We start from the raw sequence: 19,073 nt of genomic DNA on the forward strand, positions 1-19,073 counted from the left end.
TCTGTTATTGTATGTTAATGTCGCTACTATCAATACTAACATTGACTATTTACATGTCTTGTTAAGCACCATTTCAATAAAGTATTTTCCTTCGCTGTTAATACATAAGATTTGTTCTTTATCTTGAACCACTTGTACTTCCGTTGGCATTAAAATCGGCTTCTTGAATGCAAAACCCACATTACGAAGAGCGGTTGAATCGGCTCCAGTTGTCAAAAGTTTAGCCACCATATACATCCCATGAATGATCGGCCTATTAAATCCAAACAGTTTAGCTGACCATCGAGCTAGATGAATTGGATTATAGTCTCCCGATAGTTTTGCGTACTCGCGTGCTTGGCTGACACTAACAGTAAACGTGGATAGCTCAGGCAACGGAGTCGACAGCACAGGAGGAGTATTTTTGGATCTCACGTTTTTTCGTTTAGTCGGCATCAAGTAACCAGATCGATACCTCGCAATCATCTGCCCTGAGCGATAAAAAGCTCCATGCAATTCAAAACTCAATCCACGGTCAGTTTTTCGCTCTGCTTGTAAATCCAATTGAAACTCGTAACTTTGTTCACCGTCGAGCGCATCAAACTGCTCAAACTCTATATAGGTATGAACTAACCCTAGAGGGCGAATAGAAGTATTTGGATGAGTGAACAGTTGCAATTGCTCATTTTGAGTGGCAACAAATAGAAACGGTAATGGTACGGAGCCTTTGCTAAAGCCGAAATAGTCCTTATAACGCTGAAGCTTTTCTGTATCAAAATGGAAGTTTGAATTGGTTAGCGATAGCGGCCCAATACAAGTAATAGCATCGAAATCAATCCGTTTCAGTAAGGCTTTGAATAGTAGAGTGGAATATCGACTGGAGCGAGAAGCATCAATGTGCATTGAAAGTACCGTAAACGTGGCAGTTACTGATTGAGCCTAGTTTACCTTGTCTTGCTCCAATGAAATAGCGCCTCCAATATGAGAGGCGCTAGATGCCATACCTGATTGCCGAATGATTATTTCGGCTCGTTCATCTTGATAACCAGTTTACCGAAGTTTTTACCTTCCAATAAGCCCATAAAAGCTTCTGGTGTATTTTCAAAACCATCAACTAGGTGTTCTTTATACTTGATTTTACCTTCTGCAAGCCATTGTCCCATCTGAGATGCAAACTCATCATAACGGTGTGCGTAGTCATCAAAAATGATGAAGCCTTGCATCTTGATTCGCTTAATCAGCAAAGTTGCTACCAACATTGACATGCGATCAGGCCCTTCAGGTAATGACGTTGCATTGTATTGAGAAATCAAGCCACATACAGGGATGCGCGCCCCCGTATTTAACAACGGCAACACCGCATCGAATACTTTACCACCAACGTTTTCGAAATAGACATCGATGCCATTACCACAAGCTTCAGCGAGTTGATGCGCCAAGTCATCTGATTTATGGTCTAAACACTCATCAAAACCTAGTACCTCTTTTGCGTGCTGGCACTTCTCAGCGCCGCCCGCTATGCCGACGACTTTGCAACCGTTCAGTTTCGCGATTTGACCTACCGTTGCACCAACTGGCCCAGTTGCGGCAGCCACAACCACAGTGTCACCCGCTTTAGGTTGACCAATATCCAAAAGGCCCATGTAAGCGGTAAAACCAGGCATACCCATTATACCAAGTGCAAATGAAGGATGACTTGGGTTCTTACCCAGTTTCACTAGCCCTTCGCCATTAGATATGGCGTAATCTTGCCATCCTGTATAAGCCAGAACCCACTCACCTTGCTCAAAGTTTTCATGGTTTGATTGCTCAACCTGACAAACCGTTGCGCCCACCATGACCTCATCTAAGGCAACCGGATCCGCATATGACTCTGCAGCACTCATTCGACCTCGCATGTAAGGGTCAAGAGACAAATAAATCGCTCTTAGTAACATCTCCCCACCTTTTGGCTCAGGAATTACCGTCGACTCCAAACGGAAGTTCTCGTTTACTGGTGCACCCACAGGGCGTGAAGCTAAGACAATTCTTCGGTTATTTTCTTGTGACATCTTGATTCCCTTTTGTTCCTTTGCTCTTAATATTAGACCAGTCGTCTAGTTTTGTTTGATAAAAAAACCTGTTGTATAAACAGGCTATAAATTAATTACTTATGCTTTAACAGCTGCTCGGTCATTGATAGTGCTACCCTTAACTGTGCCGTGTCTTGGCTGAGCTTACTCAGCAGACTTGCACCTAACCATTGTTGGTAGAGGGTACTGGCAGTGCTTAAGCTATCTTGAACAGCAATAGAGCCATCCTCGGTACCTAACTCAATACACTTTGCAATTGCTGCAACGATTCGCTCCGCTCCAGTCAGTAGCTCCGAACGCATGGTTTCAGACAAATCAGAGACTTCAGCACCTAATTTAACTACTAAGCACTTATGGGCATTGCAGCGTCCTGATTCAACATCAAGCCAACGATTAAAATAGCTCATTAAACGTTCATAACCGGTGCCGTTTTCACTACAGAACAGAGCTTCAATACGTTCCATATAGCCTTCAAAATAAGAGGCAATCAAAACTTCTCCGAAGTGCTCTTTAGACTTAAAGTAATGATAAAAAGACCCTTTCGGTACATCTGCTGCTTTCAATAACTCCGACAAACCCACCGCAGTAAAGCCTTTCGATAGTATTAACTGATACCCCACATCAAGGATATGCTGTCTTGTTTCGTTTGTTTTTGCATTCATACCGCTACCATACAAACAATTAGACCAGTCGTCTAGTGATTTGTAATGTAATCATCTTTCACAGTTCGGTACAAACGTATTGTTACTGCAACCACAGTGACCCAAGCATGACTTACCTTTGTTTTTTGAGTTACAATCCCTTTCAATCTGGCATCTTCAGAAAAACGAGGGAATGATGAAGAAAATTGTATTGATGTTTTTGCTCACTTTGCCGCTGATGGCTTGTACTGAAGTCGGCAGCGAAGCGTGGTGTAAAGACATGAAAGAAAAACCAAAAGGCGACTGGACAGCGAACGAAGCGAGTGATTACGCTAAACATTGTATCTTTTAGTCAATCTAACTGAACCAAAATAGCCTTAGATAGTCCCATTAAAAAAACAATGGGACTTCAAAATGATACGTTCACTTATTGTCACCTTAGCGTGGCTCTCCTTCTCTACTCATGCCGCAGTTAAGTATCAAATAACTACTCACGACGCCGACCCAAAGCAAGTCACGATTCAGGCGGAGACCTCTGACATTGGAACATTCCAACTTTCCAAGCCACGAACCACCAGCTCGTCAGATCTCTCTGACATCCGCTGCCTCTCCAACAATGGACAAAGTTCAACCGTCAGTTTTGACTCTCCTATTTCCTGTCGCCAAATATCCTGGATTGTCAGATTTGAAGCAAAAACATCTGACGAATTCGAACCTGCACAACAAGTTAATACCTATGAGCCAAATGAAGGCTGGCACTTTTTGAGCGAATGGAACTCACTGCCCACCATTCAAGGGCAAGACATTGAAGTTTGCGACCCAAACAACGTCTGCAGCGCAATGCCTAACTCAGATCAGCCGCCTCTTTTTGTGGTTTGGGGTATGCCTTATGAGCGTATGAATATCGGTTCTTCTACCGTCGTAGTGAAAAGTAATGCCTTGCCACTGCTTAAATCTAACAGTTCATGGTTTCAAAACTTGACGCAACAATTAGATTATCTGAGCTCCGTCTTTAACGACAAACAACCGCATCAGTGGCAGCTCATCTATTTCTCTAAAGATAAAAGCCAACGCAATGTTTCAGGTGCGGCTGGATACAATATCCTCTTAAGCAATGTGCTCACTGACAAGGGGGCTTTTGCCAAGGACAGTATGTTTCATCTTGCAAAAGTGACAGCCCATGAGTCCATTCATTTCATGGGGTCTCGCTCATTACCCGTATGGGCAGAAGAGGGGTTAGCTGAATATTACGCTATCAAATCCCTACAATTTACCGACTTAAGCAACAAGCCTTCGCCCGTCAAAAACTGGGAAAAGGCATCGAAAGAGTTTCAGCACCTTGGAAATGTAGGATTGATAGAAGCGGGTAAAAAAGTATCCATCGAGAACGACATGCAATATTACCCGTTGTTTTATGTTAAAGGTCCCGCGTTCTGGCAAACGCTCGACGAGCAACTACAAGCGAATCAAAGCTCTCTCGATACACTCATCCCATTGTTACAAACAGGCAACGACTTCAACCTTCCGGATGCCTTTGTAAACCAAGTCACCGGTATTATTGGAAACGATAAGTGGCAGGAAATTAGCTTAGCCTACTTGTAACTTTAAAGTACAATACAACGCCTTTTTGATATGAGAAAAAACCATGACAATCAATAGAATAAACCCAAGTAAACGTTGGTCTGATATCACTGTATTTAATGGAATCGGTCACTTTGTGGAAGTCGCAGAAGCGGACACCTCTGCCGACATAAAAGGTCAGACACAACAGATTTTCGAACAAGCAGAACAGATGTTAACGCAAATGAACAGCGATAAATCACGCATTCTATCCGCCACCATCTTTCTTACTGACTTTGCCAATTTTGATGCATTTAACGAAGTATGGGATGAATGGTTTGCTGAAGGCACTGCACCAAGTCGAGCATGTGTGAAAGTAGAACTCGCTGACCCTAATTTGCTAGTTGAGATTGCATTTGTTGCAGCTGAGCGTCAGTAACTTGGCTCGAATTTGAATGCTCAAATAAACATAGTTGGCAAAAACGCCTGATGACGTTCATCAGGCGTTTTTAGTTTAGTCGTATACCAAGCTGATTATTGAATCAAGTTAGCGTAATCCAATGTATAGAACGGAACAGCAATCATAACCAGCGACCAGACGACAAGGATGACATGAAGCACATCATTCTCAGAGAACCATATTTTCTTCTGTTTCCAAAGAACCTCACCGATACCCATTTTCCAGTACTTATCATAGAAGTAGTAAGAGGCATAAATGAGCGCCCATGAAATCATGCATAACAAATCGTAAGTCGCGCCCGTTTTGATGTAGCTAACAGTATTGATGAAAATGAAAGCGATGAAGCTTGGCAAAGATGCGAACATCATAAACTCAAACGTGATGACCGACTTAGTTGCGGTAAACGCTCCCCAGAACGTAATAATGGTGTAACCAACCGTCATTAATGCGGCATACCAAATGAAGATATCGAACCAAATTGACTCAGGAGGTATTGAGGTGTAGGCAATTGCAACCGTCATTGCATTCATACTAACTTGTTGGAAGATAAGATAGATTACTTCCCACCATGTCGTCCAAGAGCACTCTTCTCTGTGTTTGGCCTTAAGCTCATAACCAAATGCTTGATAACTGGTACCAGCGATGATCGCGCCAACACCCCAAAGGATCATCGAAATACCCCACCAAATACGGGACATTTGACCATCTTGCATAACAAGGAATTGAACACCAACTAGCGTAACGATCACACCAAGTAAATATACCCAGAATGTTGATGAAGGCTGACTAATATCCAGCTCTTTACCAAGAAAATTGAATCGCACAAGCGGCTGCTCTTCACCCCAGTTCTCCTTAGTCAAAGTTGGGTGCTTGAGCTCGTGAACTTTCTCAAAAATAGACATCTTGATTTCCTCTCAAAAAGGCCGAAGCATTGAGAGCCCCGGCCTGAATAAATTAATCTTCGTGGTCAGGGATAAGAACAAGCTTACCTACATGTTTGCGACTCTGAAGTTCCTCTTGAGCTTCAACGATGTGAGAAAGCGGGAATGTTTTAGAGAGCGCGGGTTTGATCTCACCTTTTTCAATCGCTTCGATCAAACTTGGAAACACAGGTTCATCCCAACCAGTACAACCGATAAGCGTTAGGTCTCGTAGATACATGGTGCGAAAATCAAGTTCTACCAAAGGTCCAGCAATCGCACCTGAAGATGCATAGCGGCCACCACGTTTCAGCATTTTTAGGTTATTTGCGAAGTTTTCGCCTGCAACATTATCTATAATGACGTCTACCGACATTTCACCAAGAACTTCAAGCGCATGTCGGCCAAAATCAATCACTTCATCCGCACCATATGAACGTACACGTTCAATTTTGTCTTCGCCTTCGGCAGCACCAATGACATACGCACCGCGACGTTTCGCAAGCTGCACTACAGCAGAACCAACACCACCAGAAGCACCCGCCACATAAACGCGGTCACCTGCTTTCACACCAGAACGTTGCACCATGTTTTCAGACGTGCCATACGCACACGGAATTGTGCCTAGCTCAGCATCACTCCAGTCGCATTCCACAGGGAAGACTTCCGTTGCCGTTATTTTCACGTACTGAGCAAACGCGCCATCAAAATCAGAAGCCATCCAGATATTCTCTTTTGAATCGAAGCCTTCGTGACGAATACATGCGCGAATAAGTACACGTTTCCCAACCAAGTGTTGGTCGGCTTCATCCTTGGCTTCTACGACCAGACCTGCGCAGTCCGTGCCTTGAATAAATGGGAATGGCGTTTCTGCGTTCCAGCCACCGTCTTTCTCTTCAGCCGCATCACCAATCTCATGCTCATCATCAGATAGGTTGTTCGTGCCTTGTGTCACCTTCTGTGAATACCAACCCAGTCGCGTGTTGATTTCGGTATTATTCACGCCAGCTGCAAGTACTTTAATAAGCACTTCGCCTTCACTGATAACCGGCATAGGAACATCTTTGTATTCCAGCATCTCGTAGCCACCATTGCCCATAGTGACCACTGCCTTCATTGTTTTGTCGCCTTCTTTAACTTCAAAACGATTCTTGTCTTTATTGATATGTAAATTAACTTTCATGTGTTTTCTCTCTAATCATGATGATGGCAGCTCAACGCTGCGAGCTTGTGTAGTTTTGGATTGGACTTCTGCTTTCTTAGTCATGTTATTGAACGCAATTGCGATGACAGCGCCAATAACGCCAAAGATAACAGTGACCACAAAGTAAGCGCGATAGCCGCCTTCGTTGCCGAACATGCTCCATAGGACACTGTTCATTTGAGGAATAAAAATGTCTGGTAGATAGCCAATTAGGCTGATAACACCGATTGCGGTACCAGTAAGTGCTGTTGGGATTTTTGCCTGACCAAGTAAAGACCAGTATGTGCCGCGAATAACATAGACAAACACCGCCGTTAGAAGCACTAGGCCGCCGATAACTGTAGTGCCCGCAGAGTTGGGAACCATGGCTAGCGAAAATAAGCATATACAAGCTAGGATTGAGCCAGACGCGACCGTTGTCGCTTTGCCAATTTTATCTGCTAGGTAACCGCCTAAGAAGCCGCCAATTGGACGCATCCAAAGCACACCTACCATCATTGAACCTACCGTAACGGCACTCATTCCAAGGTTTGTCTGAAGGTGACCACCGTAGTAATAAGTTGACCAGAAAACCGTGTAGCCACAGAAAATAATCAAACCTTGGAGCCAGACGAACTTATTGCGGATGATTTTAGATACATCAGCCATACGGAATTTTTCGTTTTCCCCAGCTTCTACATTGCGATCTTCCGCTGGCTTTACAAACAAAGCCACCAGCACTGCAATAGCGACTAACGCAATCACATACATGTAGATAACAGACTTCAGAGCTGTCTCTTTATCTGCCAGCGCAACACTTTCACCAAGTGTCGTCGTGAACAGAGCTAGAGCGATACTACCCAGAGCTGCCTCGACTAGACCGCGTCCTCCATCCAAGAAGCCAAAGAAACGACCTTCTTCTTCAGGTGTTGACAGCATTTTGGTGAGCTTCATATGAGCTGACCAAAAAGTAAGTACCGCGAAGATACCCCAAACAATAAAGCACCCTACTACGCCACCAAATTCAGGTGTTTGAGCAAACCAAAAACCACCTGCTGCAGTACCTAAGCAACTTACGACCAGTAATGATTTAGCACTGAACTTATCGCTCAATACACCACTAGGGAAATAACCTGCGATAAATACCAAACCAAGAATGGAGTAAATATTGTTTAGGTCGGTAACACTCATTTGGAACACTTCAAGAATTGTTTCTTGATATTGCGCTTTTAAATAAACCAAGGGGAATACTGCCCCGGCGGCTAATATTACGAGCGCGAATTGGAAATATCGCGCCAAATTGGACTTGTTCATATTATTACCTTTTGTTCATCGGTTATGAGCGTCAATTAGTCAGCACTAATTGACGCGTTTATTATTGGATTGGAGTTAACTTATTATTAGAATTGGTTAAATACTGTTTCGACCGCAAATGCGCCAGGATCTTTGGTTCCTGATAAGCTGTCGCTATTCAGATATGAAGAACGGCCAGCGTTAGCATTTGTCATATTAGCGGTCGCTTCTGCGCCCGCTTTTGCTGCTTTAATTGCTGCATCGAACCCTTGCTCTACCCACTGATTTAAAGCGGGGTAAAGGGCATCAATCATGGTGCGGTCACCTGGTTTGGCTCCGCCATATTTCATCATCTGATCAAGGCCCGCTTGCAAAGCTTTTGGTAATGAGCCATTAAGGTCGTAGTCACGACCAGCTGAAGTAAACAGAATAGAGAGCAACACGCCAGAAGAACCGCCCATCACAGACGTTAAGCAATCGGCAATCGCTGTCATCAATTTAGCGATGTCTTGAAGAGGTAGCTCATTGGCCTCCAGTTTAGCCAGTACTTTGCTCGCACCAGCAGAGAAGGTGGAACCTGTATCACCGTCACCAACGATCGAGTCTAGATGATTTAACTGTGACTCAATGTTGATAATAGAATGGCAGACTTTTCTCAGCACCAACGCAGTTTCTTCATCGTAGGAAGCGGTATATTCCTTCTTAGTCACTCTGTTTTCGCAAGCCAAAGTTGGCAACTTACGATGTGCAACCACACCTGGCCAGGACTCTGTCTCTACATCAGCAATAAGTGCTAGCTCAATAGTTTCTGAAAGTTGGATCGTTGAAATCGAAAAGCCTTTCATATCAACCGCAGTCATTAACGCACCACTTACAATAAACTTGGCTTTCTGACCGACTTCAGACTCCATCAGCGCTTTCGCAACAACATTCATCTCTATCGGCGACAATCCACCTAAGTTATTAAGAAGCAGGGCATTTTCCGTCGTAGGTTTCGCTTGATTTAACTTGTTAGCCATCAAAGCAACTAGCTCATTTGCTGTCGGTAGCTCAATCGTTTCAATACCCGACTCGCCGTGAATACCCAGACCTAACTCTGCTTTACCGAGCTCAATTCTGTCTTTGCTTTCTCCTGGAAGCGAGCAGCTCGTCAGAGCGACTCCAATCGATGCCGTGTTCTCATGCGCGTCCATGGCCGCTTGCTTCACCTGCCCTAACGAACCACCACTCTCCGCAACGAATCCCGCGACTTTCTGTACGAATAGGGTTCCAGCGATGCCACGTGGCTGAGGGTTTTCTGGAATAGAGATATCATCACCAACGACAATCAGGTCAACCTTGTACCCCATCTCTTTTGCTTTCTCTACAGCAAGCCCGAAATTTAAACGGTCACCAGTATAATTCTTGATAATGACAAGGCAGCCCGAGTCCCCTGTTACATGAAGGATGGCATTAAGCACAGCGTCGACACTTGGTGCAGCAAACAAATCACCACAAACTGCAGCCGTAAGCATACCTTTGCCAACAAACCCCGCATGCGCAGGCTCATGCCCAGAACCACCACCACAGATAATAGCAACCTTGTCTTTTTTCCAATCGCTACGAGCAACGACTTTAATATCGTTATTGAAATCTAATAAGGTCAAGTTATTGTTTTTCGCCGCGTAAAGCGAACCAGAAATAGAATCTAAAACAAATGATTGCTTTGTGTTCAAAATAAGATCTGACATTTTAATCCCTTGGTTAATTGACGGCGTTACTTATTGGTAAATTTCCAAGTGCCGTTTAGCGTTGGAGTCATAATAAATAGCCAGGTTGGAAATTAAGAAGTAATAGCGTTGAGATTGGTTTTGAATTTTGATTGTTGTTTCAATTATCCACTCATTACTATTTTCTTATTGGGGTGACTTTTAATGTCGTCACGTTTTTTTGATGTCCGCAACCCTGTCGTTTCAACTTGAAACTCAAGTAAAAAAACAGCCGTTTCATTTAGGAACAAATCAAAATCATTGCCACTATTCCTAGCTAGACATAATATGGTCTCAGTCCCTACAAATAGAGCGTTTAGATAAAAAACATGAAACAACTAATAAATGACGTCGAACAAGTGGTGCTCGATCAAGTGGCTGGACTCACTGCCTCTCGCCCAGAAATCAAAGTTAATGAGAGTCCTCTTTATGTTTGGCATGACCTCTCACCTAACCAGGTTGCTTTAGTATCAGGCGGCGCTTCTGGACATGAACCCATGCACGTTGGGTTTGTAGGTAAAGGTATGGTAACAGGAGCATGTCCCGGCGAGATTTTCACTCGAGCAACACCTGATCAAATTTACGAATGTGCAAGTCGCGTCAGTACTGACAAAGGTGTGCTGTTTTTGATTAAGAACTACACCGGAGACGTACTTAATTTCAAACTGGCCGTAGAACTGCTGCAGGCAGATGGCATTAAAGTCGGGTCAGTTTTAATTGATGATGATATTGCAGTGCAGAATAGCTTATATACCACGGGACGCCGTGGAGGTGCTGGCACCGTTTTACTTGAAAAAATAGTTGGTGCAGCAGCCGAGCGTGGCTATTCGCTGGAACAGTGCGAAACACTAGGCCGTCGAGTGATCAATAACTGTCGGACTTTGGGGATCGCACTCAATGCTCCTATCGTGCCTGAAGCAGATAATCCATGCTTCGAACTTGCTGACAACGAAGTCGAGTTTGGAGTTGGTATTCATGGTGAACCTGGTATGAGGCGCATCGAATACACCAATGCGAATGAGCTAGTCAGTGAAATGTTCACGACTTTAGTACAAGACGCTCCCTATTCGCGCTTCATCAACGTCTGGGATCGTGAAGAGAGTCACTGGAACGAAACCGAGTTCACCAATGAACAATTTGAACCAGACCATGACTATATCGTTATCGTTAATGGCTTTGGCGGCACTCCAGTTTCGCAACTATACGTGGCGTATCAACAGCTTGCCAAGTGTTGTCAGCAGGAAAATTTCAACATTGTAAGAAATATGGTCGGAAGCTACTGTACCGCTCTAGATATGGAAGGTCTCTCCATTACGCTTCTGAAAGCCGACAAGGAGATGATCGAACTATTTGACGCCCCCGTAGATACGCCAGCTCTTAGATGGTAACGAGCAGCAGTAAGGATACACAACTCATGCAAATCGAAAAACAGCACATTGTTAATTGGCTTGCTTTATGTGCGGAAGCTTATAGCGAACATCAATTATTTCTCAACAACTTAGATCGCGATATTGGTGATGCTGATCATGGTAAACACCTCAATAGAGGCTTTCGAATGGTCGCTGAAAACCTACCATCGGTTGAGAAACAGAACATAGCTACGATATTGAAGAATACGGGAATGGCTCTAATGTCTAATGTAGGTGGTGCCAGTGGCCCATTGTATGGCACGCTGTTCGTTCGTGCTGCTGCAACCATTGGCAGCCGTGAGCAACTATCCTTTCAAGAGCTCCTCAATGGCCTAACCAAAGGCGTAGATGGGATGCTTAACAGAGGGAAAGCCCGTTTAGGAGACAAGACATTATGCGATGTTTGGGTACCAACGATGGAGTGCGCTCAAACACATGTGGCTGAAGGAGTACCGATAGATGAGTTGCTGGATGATATGCTGTCTACCGCGGAAAAAAGTGCTGTATCGACGATAGAAATGCAGGCTAAGAAGGGACTTGCTAGCCATCTAGGACAAGCTAGTGTCGGCCACCAAGATCCCGGTGCCACATCATCACTGATGATGATTCAGGCTCTGGTTCAAGCTATAAAAGAAGGTTAACCAACCGCAAACGAGGTTGGCTAACCACTCAACCTCGTTCCATCATACTGCTGATTTCATACTTTTTCACTTTGCGCCACAAGGTGGTACGGCCAATGTTTAGCGCTTTAGCGATGTCTTGCATGCATCCTTCATATGCTTTCCAAGCTTGAATGATCGTCTGCTTTTCTACTTCTTCGAGAGTAAGAATTGGCGCAGCTACCTCTTCATCAGTAATAGAACGCACCTTAATCTCATCCGGAATGTCGATCAGTTTTACTAGATTTGAACTTCGATTCAGCAGTATTCGCTCTATCTGATTGCGTAACTGCGAATTGTTGCCAGGCCAAGGAAAATCAAGGAGCACTGGCATGACATTCTTGTCGATATTGACCGCTATGTTATGGCGCTGCTCGTAAGTGCTAACCAACTTTAAGATCATATGCTCTAGATCGTCTTTTCGTTTTCTTAAAGGAGGTATCGTCAATTCATTCGCAGAAATATCATAGAAAAGCTGTCTCAAGAAACTGCCTTGAGACACATATTCGGCCACGTTCGATGTCGTACTGGTGATTAACTGAAACCTTGCCGTGATAAGTCGTTGGCTATCACTACGGCTGGTCAGTCCCGTTTTTAACAGCTTCAGGAATGCTGCTTGCAACTCACTTCCAAGGTATTCGATGTTCTCTACATACAAAGTGCCGTTTTGAGCCAATTCGAATTTCGAAAGTTGTCCTTCTCCTTCATCGAATCCAAGAACATCTCTTAATTGCTGATGTGCGTTCGTCGAACGGCAATTAAACGTAATGAATGGTCCTTCTCTATAATCACTTTCGTTATGAATGGCTTTGGCAAGATCAATCTTCCCTACACCTTCTTCACCAGATATCAGTATCGGCATATCAGAGTTGATAGCGCGCTTAGCCACTCTCAACACATGTTTCATCTTTTTGGAGACAAATGGCAAACTGCTAAATGAATATTTAGCATTGTCGCCTACCTGCTGCTGAATCATATCTTTGAACTTATCTATGGGGTGGATAAAGAGTAAATTGGTCCCATCCGACATGCAGCGAAAAGTAACAATCGCTTCAATAAAGCGCCCATCGACTTCAAAAGTGGTTTTCTTACGCAGTACTGTTTCGCCTTTCTCGATTGAAGACATGATGTTTGGAGCAAAACGAATAACTTCAAACACATCTCGCTCAAGTAAGTCATTGTTATTGATACTCAGCAACTTCTCTGCTTGCTGGCTAGTGTAAGAAATTAAGTTGTCACCATCCCAAGATAAGATTCCGTCATCAATATAATCCAATGCAGCGCTATGAGCAGACTGGAGCCGATTCATGCTTTCCTGTTCATTCTGAATATGCAGTTGAAGACTCACCTCTCTAGCACATGAGGATGCAATGACCAGATTCTCCTTGTTATAGTCTTGCGCATTTCTCACCAACATTATGGTTCCACAAAGCTTGCCATATGCGTCTATGATGGGTGCTGCTGCGGTGCCTATTTCGTGCAAATCTCGTTTAAAGTGCTCGCTTGCAAAGACCTCGCTTGGCATGTTTGTTTCCATAACAAAACTAACCGCATTGGTACCAATTTTATCTTCACTTAAAAAACAGCCGACCTTAATGCCGAGCGCCTCCATCTTCGCTTCAAGCTCTTCATGCCCAATCGTGAACATTACGCAGCCGTTGTCATCGGTCACTAGCAATAGCAGTTTTTCTTCGCGCAATAGATCATAAGTATCTTCAACTACCGTCGCTGCACAGTTAATAATGCGCTCGGTACGTCGTTTCAAAGAAGCTAAAGTATAGCCCGAAGCAATGTGAGGACGAGACCATTTATAGGCGCTCATCTGCTTTACGCACTTCTCCCATGATAGGAAGATAGGTGATGTAGCAAACTCAGGGGAGACCCATAAATGCTTCTGGAAAAATTCCCAGCGCTTTTTGCAATTTTCAATAGACTGCATTGAATAAGATGTCATAGGAGAAAAACCGTATTGCCGACAGTATATAAGGTTAGTGTTCTGTTTTTAGGTGTCTCAATCACAGTTAAGATACCCTATTTCCTAATGCTCAGAATTTATGCAAAAGGTACTATGTCGCTAGATTCATACATTAACAATCTACGATATCAGGGGCTGGTCGACCTCTGAGGGTTCATGGAGCTTGATGTCGACAAGTGCTCTTTGTAGCTATTTCTAAGCCACACTAACAAAGATGCATTCATCCCAATCACAACAAATAAAGCCGGCAAACCTCCTAAATTAGACATCATTTTTATGCCATCTACGCCAGAAAATGCCGTCATTGACCAAGCAACTAAAGCAATCACACTTCCCCATAGCACCTTTAGTTGAGCCTTCGCTTTCTTAGCTCGTTCATTGTCTTCATCATTCGATTCGATACATAAAGAAGAGATTGCCTCTGTATTCGAATCCGCAGCCGTCACATAAGCTAGGAAAGAAATAAAGATAAATAGGCAGATAAACAACATCGGCAGAGGTAACTGGTCAAGCAAGCCGTAAATTACGGCTCCGGGTCCATTCTCGTTCAGCAGAGCAAAGTAAGCGCCATCGCTGCTCATATCAAGCTCTAGAATCATTCCTGAGAATATCGCCATCCACATCATTGAGAATGTTGCGGGAATAACCAGATTCACAATCAAAAATGTGCGAACCGTATGTCCCCTAGCTATTTTGCCTAGGAATAATGCCACGACTGGAGCCCAGGCTAACCAATTTGCCCAATAAAATACCGTCCAGCTCTTAGCCCAGTTGTCTCCATCTTGAAGGTTTAGTGAGAAGCTTCGGCTTACAAACTCAGACAGATAATTGGCTAACGCTTGGCTGCCATTGTGAAAAATGACGTCAGTTGGTCCAAAGAAAAACGCGGTTAAAGCTATCACTACGAAGATGCAAGTATTCACAGAAGATAGGCGTGCGATTCCTTTGTGTAACCCTGAAACAGAAGAGGCAACAAAACACACCACAATGGTTGCAATAACAAAGCCCAATAGCAATGCGCTATTTTCCCAACCGGTGACCTTTTCAATACCACTAGAAAGCACTAAAGCTCCTGTTCCCAAAGAAGAAGCCATTCCAGCTACCAGAGCAAACATGGATATTGAATCAACCACGCCACCTACTTTGAGCGAATATCGCTTACCTAATATTGGTTGCAGTGCCGCACTAATGGAAAATCGACTGCTTAGGTTATAGAACGCCAATGCAAACGCCAGAGCCGGAATTGCGTAGATTGCAAATGGTGTAAATGACCAATGCATATACATGGTAGAAAGAGCAAAATCAGCGGCTTGCGCTGAACCTGGAAGTAGGGAAAGTGACTTCGGAGGAGCATAGAGGTGGTACAACGGCTCTGCCGTAGCCCAAAACAACATACCTGCCGCAGTGGTGGTACAAATCGTAATCGCTCCCCAACGCCATTTACTTAGTATCGGTTTTGCACCCTCACCACCTATAGTGACACGACCTAAAGGAGAGAAGAACACCACAATACACGTCAAGACCATCACAAATGCCCCAGCAGAAAACAGCCAATCAAATGTGTTTAAAATCCAAGCGTTGATTCTGGTTGTAATTTCTAGAAAAGCCGGTAGGTCAACAAGACTAACAAGTACCGCAACGATAAGAAAAAAGAGTGGCGGCAAAAAGATCTTAAGCCTTAATATGTTGCTCATGAATCAATCCTTTATTTTAGGATCTTCGCCGCAGGCGATTAATAATAAATGCAATTGCAATTCTATAATTAACCACGCCCTCTACCCCTCATGAATAAAGGCGTGACATAACCTGGCATATCGAGCGAGAAACCCTTTAAATTCACTATTCGTTGATTTTTAAAGCAGGAAACCAATGTGAAACTTGGTTTATATATTGTGATTTATAATATTGTCTAGCTGTGTCTAAACGACGTCCAATATTACGTTCATATAATGAACCATCTACCCGCGAATAATTCTAATCGAGAGCTATCCTATTCATGGAAGCTCTATAAAAACAGAAACTATCGACTATTTACAGCTAAAGTTTGATGGTTATGTCAATTTACCCAACAATCGGCTTACCTCTTTTGGAAACTACCAAGACGATCACTAAATTGCGCACTTCCGCCTCCATCCGTTTCAGATTGAAACACACTCCTTGTTTGATAATTCCATTTTGAAACATCCTTTGGATACGCTTACTTAAAGTAAAACCTCCGCTTTGGCAGCTTCCAAAGAATAAATAGCCCCCAAACTGTGAAAAAGGCTTCTGCAAGTAGGTACAGTAGCATGGTATCGTTGGGTTGAGACTCGATTGCGATACCAACCGTGCGAGCCAGTGCCATAAAGCCCGCCAACAGCGTGGAAGCGACCACCGACACTTTCAGTGTTTCATTTTTTATGACGAGCAGAATGAGAATGATACCGACTGCGACAGACATACCTCCGTATGTTGCGCGAACATCAATGCTGGCAGAATAAGAAAATAGAGCGCTATCAGTGACGCGTTCGAATAGAGTGTTGGGAGAGAGTGTAAACAAGACACCGTAACCAAAAAAAATCAGAGCCGTAATCCAGACCATCAATTTTGCTTGTATCATAAAAATCCCGCTAGAGAAGCTAACTATCAGAAGTGTAAGTCACAACTCTCAATAATGCGGGATTTTCGTTTTGCGGTTCGTGGTTAAGGGAGCGAATTCTTAACTATGAAACTCAAGCATACCCTCTGTTAAAATGAAATCGATGATGGTATCTAGCCCCTTGCTCTCTTTAAGGTTAGTGAACACATAAGGCTTCACAGGACGCATTCTTTGCGTGTCTTGTTCCATCACTTCAAGTGAAGCTCCAACATAGGGGGCAAGGTCAATCTTATTGATAACTAATAGATCTGAACGCGTAATACCAGGGCCGCCTTTACGGGGAATTTTTTCTCCCTCCGCGACATCAATAACGTAGATTGTAAGGTCTGCAAGCTCTGGGCTAAAAGTCGCACTCAAATTATCGCCACCACTTTCAACAAAGACCACATCAAGATTTTTGTGGCGCTTTGCCAACTCCTCCACCGCCGCAAGATTCATCGACGCGTCTTCTCGGATTGCTGTGTGGGGGCAACCACCGGTCTCTACACCAATAATTCTATCGGGTTCCAGTGCTTCTGCTCGTGTCAGGATCTTTGCATCTTCTTGGGTATAAATGTCATTGGTTACTACAGCGATATGTAACTTATCGCGAATCGCCTTACAGAGTACTTCTAGTAGCGCTGTTTTGCCCGAGCCAACAGGACCGCCAATGCCAATTCGTAACGGTTGTTTGTAACTTTCCATAGTCTTTCCTATCTCCTCCGCTGTTTCGTCTAAGAACGAAACAGTCTGGTATATTGTGTTTCGTGTAGGCTGCTGGCGATGGATACCGCAGGAGTGAAGCTGCCAATCATCCAGTCTTCGGTCGCCTGTACAATTGCTAATGTTTCAGCAAAATGGTTTGATAAATTGATAAGTGCCAACTGTCCATCGGTCTGACCTAATGGCACCAGTTTGACACCTGCCATCACCAAGTTTTCGGCCCAGCTCCATAGGTAGCCTTTTTTTAAATCGGTTAACTCGATATTCCAGTACACCGCAGCGACGCATAGTCCGAGAAGCTGTGTAGCTGGGTAGTCACTTAGTTCAATGTCTGGAAGCTCGACTTCCAGACGTTTGAGTAACGTATTCAAAGCAAGGCCACGTTGCTTCTCTTCTGCCCGTAACTCTTTGGTTTCTCGACTGCTGTAGAGGCGTTCAGTAAGTCGCAGTATTTGTTCGCTATCTTTTGACTCTACCGCCGCATACAAACGTTCAATGATGGGCAGTTCCAACGTAGCAACACTGTTAAACAGCATGTTGGCTAACCAAGTTTCCATTGACTCACGATTAGTCACCCAGCACGCCTCTACCGCCCACTCTAACCCTTGCGAGTATGTAAACCCGCCAATAGGCAATGAGGGGCTTATCAGCTGAAAAAGTCGATAACTAGAGACATCACTGCTCACATTGGCGGCATTTGGTGTGCCTCTGTCTGACACCATAGCGTCGTCTTCTGCTGCGTTTGAGGTCATAAATTAAGATGCCATTAAGAACGCAGAACTCAGCGCCGCAACACCAACCGCCATCCAACGTGAAGCGACTAAATGGCCAATTTGAATTCCGACAGCCATTAACACCGTCGCACCCATCGCCATTCCCATAGAAAACTGACCAAGTTCGCCTTGCGCTTCAACGCCGTGAGCGTAGCCGTGAAAGAACATCATGCCGATACACAAACCGACAGCCAGCTTCACCATTTGCTGCGATGCGCTAAATACTTGCCAGATGGCCGCACTAACGACAAACAGAGAGGCGACAATGGCCATCTCCACACCAGAGACTAGACCAAACCATTTCCCGGCGAGTAAACCAGCCATAAGAGTTATCAGCGCTCCCACAAGTAAGCCTATCTTCTGAGCTTTGCTTACCGTTAAACAGCCGACCAACAAACCGAAGGCAACAAGCATAATAAGGTGATCAACACCTGTGATGGGGTGCAGCAAACCGCTGGTGAATGCCATTGAGTCGTGCCCAGGATGAGCAAAAGCAAACGCTGGGGTTAAAAATGACAGCGCTGTTGTTGTCTTGAACACTGATTTGGCGAACTTTGATTTCATTGAATATTCCTTTTCTTGTTATTGGGCTTAATAGGTATTAATTAGTGATGATGGTGATGGCCGCCACTCTTGCCACCGTACGCCCCACCTTCGGGTTCGAACGGAGCAAGCTCTACTGAAACGGTTGCACCTAACCCTTCTACCATTTCATCCAGCACATGGTCGTGTTGGTAACGAACCCAACCAAACTCGACTTGTAGTGGGACATGTCGGTTGCCTAGGTGATAAGCGACGCGGGTTAGCAGATGTAGGTCACTACAATAGATTGAAGAGACTTTTTCCGGCGCTGCTTTAACCTCTACCACTAAGCCGCAGCGGCTTTTTAATTGCTCACCACCACGCAGAATGTGACCTCTGGGCAAAAACAATCCTGCATCACGACCGTCATCGAGAATCACTTTCAAACGACTCTTGATTCGACTGTCAATTGGCAAACTCAAGAAGGCATGAGGCCGAGTCGTGGGTTGTTGGGTAATTTCTACTAGCTCTATCACAGT

Annotated in this window: 19 protein-coding genes; 5 read left to right on the top strand and 14 right to left on the bottom strand. The window is 44.2% G+C overall.

Annotated elements, in window-relative coordinates; all coding sequences use genetic code 11:
• Positions 1–45: 45 nt before the first annotated feature.
• The 3 genes from HW45_RS12310 to HW45_RS12320 form a co-directional block, all read right to left on the bottom strand.
• Complete coding sequence (locus HW45_RS12310) at positions 46–882, bottom strand: MaoC family dehydratase (RefSeq protein ID WP_038227186.1); 837 nt, start codon at positions 880–882, stop codon at positions 46–48.
• A 116-nt stretch (positions 883–998) separates the two neighbouring features.
• On the bottom strand, positions 999–2,030 hold the full coding sequence (locus HW45_RS12315) for an NADP-dependent oxidoreductase (protein ID WP_038227187.1): 1,032 nt from the start codon (positions 2,028–2,030) through the stop codon (positions 999–1,001).
• A gap of 95 nt (positions 2,031–2,125) precedes the next feature.
• On the bottom strand, positions 2,126–2,713 hold the full coding sequence (locus HW45_RS12320) for a TetR/AcrR family transcriptional regulator (protein WP_038227188.1): 588 nt from the start codon (positions 2,711–2,713) through the stop codon (positions 2,126–2,128).
• Between the two features lie 175 nt (positions 2,714–2,888).
• On the opposite strand from HW45_RS12320, the gene HW45_RS28800 reads away from it, so the two are divergent.
• The 3 genes from HW45_RS28800 (at position 2,889) to HW45_RS12330 (ending at position 4,691) form a co-directional block, all read left to right on the top strand.
• Positions 2,889–3,044 (top strand): DUF3012 domain-containing protein, encoded by a 156-nt coding sequence (locus HW45_RS28800; RefSeq protein ID WP_006074668.1) that lies wholly within the window; start codon positions 2,889–2,891, stop codon positions 3,042–3,044.
• Positions 3,045–3,106: 62 nt separating this feature from the next.
• On the top strand, positions 3,107–4,294 hold the full coding sequence (locus HW45_RS12325; protein ID WP_038227189.1) for a hypothetical protein: 1,188 nt from the start codon (positions 3,107–3,109) through the stop codon (positions 4,292–4,294).
• A 43-nt stretch (positions 4,295–4,337) separates the two neighbouring features.
• Positions 4,338–4,691: a RidA family protein gene (locus HW45_RS12330; protein ID WP_038227190.1), complete on the top strand. Its 354-nt coding sequence runs from the start codon at positions 4,338–4,340 to the stop codon at positions 4,689–4,691.
• 95 nt (positions 4,692–4,786) lie between these two features.
• Here HW45_RS12330 and HW45_RS12335 read toward each other — a convergent pair whose 3' ends face one another.
• The 4 genes from HW45_RS12335 to HW45_RS12350 form a co-directional block, all read right to left on the bottom strand.
• Positions 4,787–5,614 carry a hypothetical protein gene (locus HW45_RS12335; protein ID WP_038227191.1) on the bottom strand — a complete coding sequence of 276 codons (828 nt, stop codon included), beginning with the start codon at positions 5,612–5,614 and terminating at the stop codon, positions 4,787–4,789.
• 52 nt (positions 5,615–5,666) lie between these two features.
• The gene (locus tag HW45_RS12340) at positions 5,667–6,815 is read right to left on the bottom strand and encodes a zinc-binding dehydrogenase (RefSeq protein WP_038227192.1); all 1,149 of its coding nucleotides are present in this window, start codon (positions 6,813–6,815) and stop codon (positions 5,667–5,669) included.
• Between the two features lie 15 nt (positions 6,816–6,830).
• On the bottom strand, positions 6,831–8,129 hold the full coding sequence (locus HW45_RS12345) for an MFS transporter (protein WP_051868036.1): 1,299 nt from the start codon (positions 8,127–8,129) through the stop codon (positions 6,831–6,833).
• 86 nt (positions 8,130–8,215) lie between these two features.
• Positions 8,216–9,838, bottom strand: coding sequence for a dihydroxyacetone kinase subunit DhaK (locus HW45_RS12350; RefSeq protein ID WP_038227193.1), 1,623 nt, complete (start codon positions 9,836–9,838; stop codon positions 8,216–8,218).
• Between the two features lie 347 nt (positions 9,839–10,185).
• Here HW45_RS12350 and dhaK point away from each other — a divergent pair, with 347 nt between their 5' ends.
• Together dhaK and dhaL are read left to right on the top strand one after the other, a co-directional pair.
• Positions 10,186–11,244 carry a dihydroxyacetone kinase subunit DhaK gene (gene dhaK / locus HW45_RS12355; RefSeq protein ID WP_038227194.1) on the top strand — a complete coding sequence of 353 codons (1,059 nt, stop codon included), beginning with the start codon at positions 10,186–10,188 and terminating at the stop codon, positions 11,242–11,244.
• Positions 11,245–11,270: 26 nt separating this feature from the next.
• A complete protein-coding gene (dhaL, locus tag HW45_RS12360) occupies positions 11,271–11,906 on the top strand; it encodes a dihydroxyacetone kinase subunit DhaL (RefSeq protein WP_038227195.1) in 636 nt (211 codons plus the stop codon).
• A gap of 28 nt (positions 11,907–11,934) precedes the next feature.
• Here dhaL and dhaR read toward each other — a convergent pair whose 3' ends face one another.
• From dhaR to ureE, 7 genes are all read right to left on the bottom strand, one after another.
• On the bottom strand, positions 11,935–13,863 hold the full coding sequence (gene dhaR / locus HW45_RS12365) for a dihydroxyacetone kinase operon transcriptional regulator DhaR (protein WP_038227773.1): 1,929 nt from the start codon (positions 13,861–13,863) through the stop codon (positions 11,935–11,937).
• Positions 13,864–14,027: 164 nt separating this feature from the next.
• Positions 14,028–15,593, bottom strand: a complete 1,566-nt coding sequence (locus tag HW45_RS12370) for a BCCT family transporter (protein WP_038227196.1) — start codon at positions 15,591–15,593, stop codon at positions 14,028–14,030.
• A 503-nt stretch (positions 15,594–16,096) separates the two neighbouring features.
• Positions 16,097–16,498 (bottom strand): DUF4345 domain-containing protein, encoded by a 402-nt coding sequence (locus HW45_RS12375; protein ID WP_038227197.1) that lies wholly within the window; start codon positions 16,496–16,498, stop codon positions 16,097–16,099.
• A 99-nt stretch (positions 16,499–16,597) separates the two neighbouring features.
• Complete coding sequence (gene ureG / locus HW45_RS12380) at positions 16,598–17,221, bottom strand: urease accessory protein UreG (RefSeq protein WP_006074664.1); 624 nt, start codon at positions 17,219–17,221, stop codon at positions 16,598–16,600.
• Between the two features lie 29 nt (positions 17,222–17,250).
• Complete coding sequence (locus HW45_RS12385; protein ID WP_051868130.1) at positions 17,251–17,961, bottom strand: urease accessory protein UreF; 711 nt, start codon at positions 17,959–17,961, stop codon at positions 17,251–17,253.
• 33 nt (positions 17,962–17,994) lie between these two features.
• Entirely contained in the window at positions 17,995–18,576 is a 582-nt protein-coding gene (locus HW45_RS12390) for a HupE/UreJ family protein (RefSeq protein WP_038227198.1), read from the bottom strand.
• Between the two features lie 41 nt (positions 18,577–18,617).
• Positions 18,618–19,070, bottom strand: coding sequence for an urease accessory protein UreE (ureE, locus tag HW45_RS12395; protein ID WP_038227199.1), 453 nt, complete (start codon positions 19,068–19,070; stop codon positions 18,618–18,620).
• Between the last annotated feature and the right edge of the window lie 3 nt (positions 19,071–19,073).

Source organism: Vibrio sp. ER1A (assembly GCF_000733315.1).
Lineage (GTDB): Bacteria > Pseudomonadota > Gammaproteobacteria > Enterobacterales > Vibrionaceae > Vibrio > Vibrio mediterranei.

What these genes read in the sequence shown, in the direction of transcription:
- HW45_RS12375 (WP_038227197.1), bottom strand. Translation starts at nt 16,498, where the DNA reads ATGATACAAGCAAAATTGATGGTCTGGATTACGGCTCTGATTTTTTTT.
- dhaR (WP_038227773.1), bottom strand. Translation starts at nt 13,863, where the DNA reads ATGCAGTCTATTGAAAATTGCAAAAAGCGCTGGGAATTTTTCCAGAAG.
- HW45_RS12315 (WP_038227187.1), bottom strand. Translation starts at nt 2,030, where the DNA reads ATGTCACAAGAAAATAACCGAAGAATTGTCTTAGCTTCACGCCCTGTG.
- HW45_RS12335 (WP_038227191.1), bottom strand. Translation starts at nt 5,614, where the DNA reads ATGTCTATTTTTGAGAAAGTTCACGAGCTCAAGCACCCAACTTTGACT.
- HW45_RS12370 (WP_038227196.1), bottom strand. Translation starts at nt 15,593, where the DNA reads ATGAGCAACATATTAAGGCTTAAGATCTTTTTGCCGCCACTCTTTTTT.
- HW45_RS12330 (WP_038227190.1), top strand. Translation starts at nt 4,338, where the DNA reads ATGACAATCAATAGAATAAACCCAAGTAAACGTTGGTCTGATATCACT.
- HW45_RS12325 (WP_038227189.1), top strand. Translation starts at nt 3,107, where the DNA reads ATGATACGTTCACTTATTGTCACCTTAGCGTGGCTCTCCTTCTCTACT.
- HW45_RS12350 (WP_038227193.1), bottom strand. Translation starts at nt 9,838, where the DNA reads ATGTCAGATCTTATTTTGAACACAAAGCAATCATTTGTTTTAGATTCT.
- HW45_RS12385 (WP_051868130.1), bottom strand. Translation starts at nt 17,961, where the DNA reads ATGGTGTCAGACAGAGGCACACCAAATGCCGCCAATGTGAGCAGTGAT.
- HW45_RS12310 (WP_038227186.1), bottom strand. Translation starts at nt 882, where the DNA reads ATGCACATTGATGCTTCTCGCTCCAGTCGATATTCCACTCTACTATTC.
- ureG (WP_006074664.1), bottom strand. Translation starts at nt 17,221, where the DNA reads ATGGAAAGTTACAAACAACCGTTACGAATTGGCATTGGCGGTCCTGTT.
- HW45_RS12345 (WP_051868036.1), bottom strand. Translation starts at nt 8,129, where the DNA reads ATGAACAAGTCCAATTTGGCGCGATATTTCCAATTCGCGCTCGTAATA.
- HW45_RS12320 (WP_038227188.1), bottom strand. Translation starts at nt 2,713, where the DNA reads ATGAATGCAAAAACAAACGAAACAAGACAGCATATCCTTGATGTGGGG.
- HW45_RS28800 (WP_006074668.1), top strand. Translation starts at nt 2,889, where the DNA reads ATGAAGAAAATTGTATTGATGTTTTTGCTCACTTTGCCGCTGATGGCT.
- HW45_RS12340 (WP_038227192.1), bottom strand. Translation starts at nt 6,815, where the DNA reads ATGAAAGTTAATTTACATATCAATAAAGACAAGAATCGTTTTGAAGTT.
- dhaL (WP_038227195.1), top strand. Translation starts at nt 11,271, where the DNA reads ATGCAAATCGAAAAACAGCACATTGTTAATTGGCTTGCTTTATGTGCG.
- dhaK (WP_038227194.1), top strand. Translation starts at nt 10,186, where the DNA reads ATGAAACAACTAATAAATGACGTCGAACAAGTGGTGCTCGATCAAGTG.
- HW45_RS12390 (WP_038227198.1), bottom strand. Translation starts at nt 18,576, where the DNA reads ATGAAATCAAAGTTCGCCAAATCAGTGTTCAAGACAACAACAGCGCTG.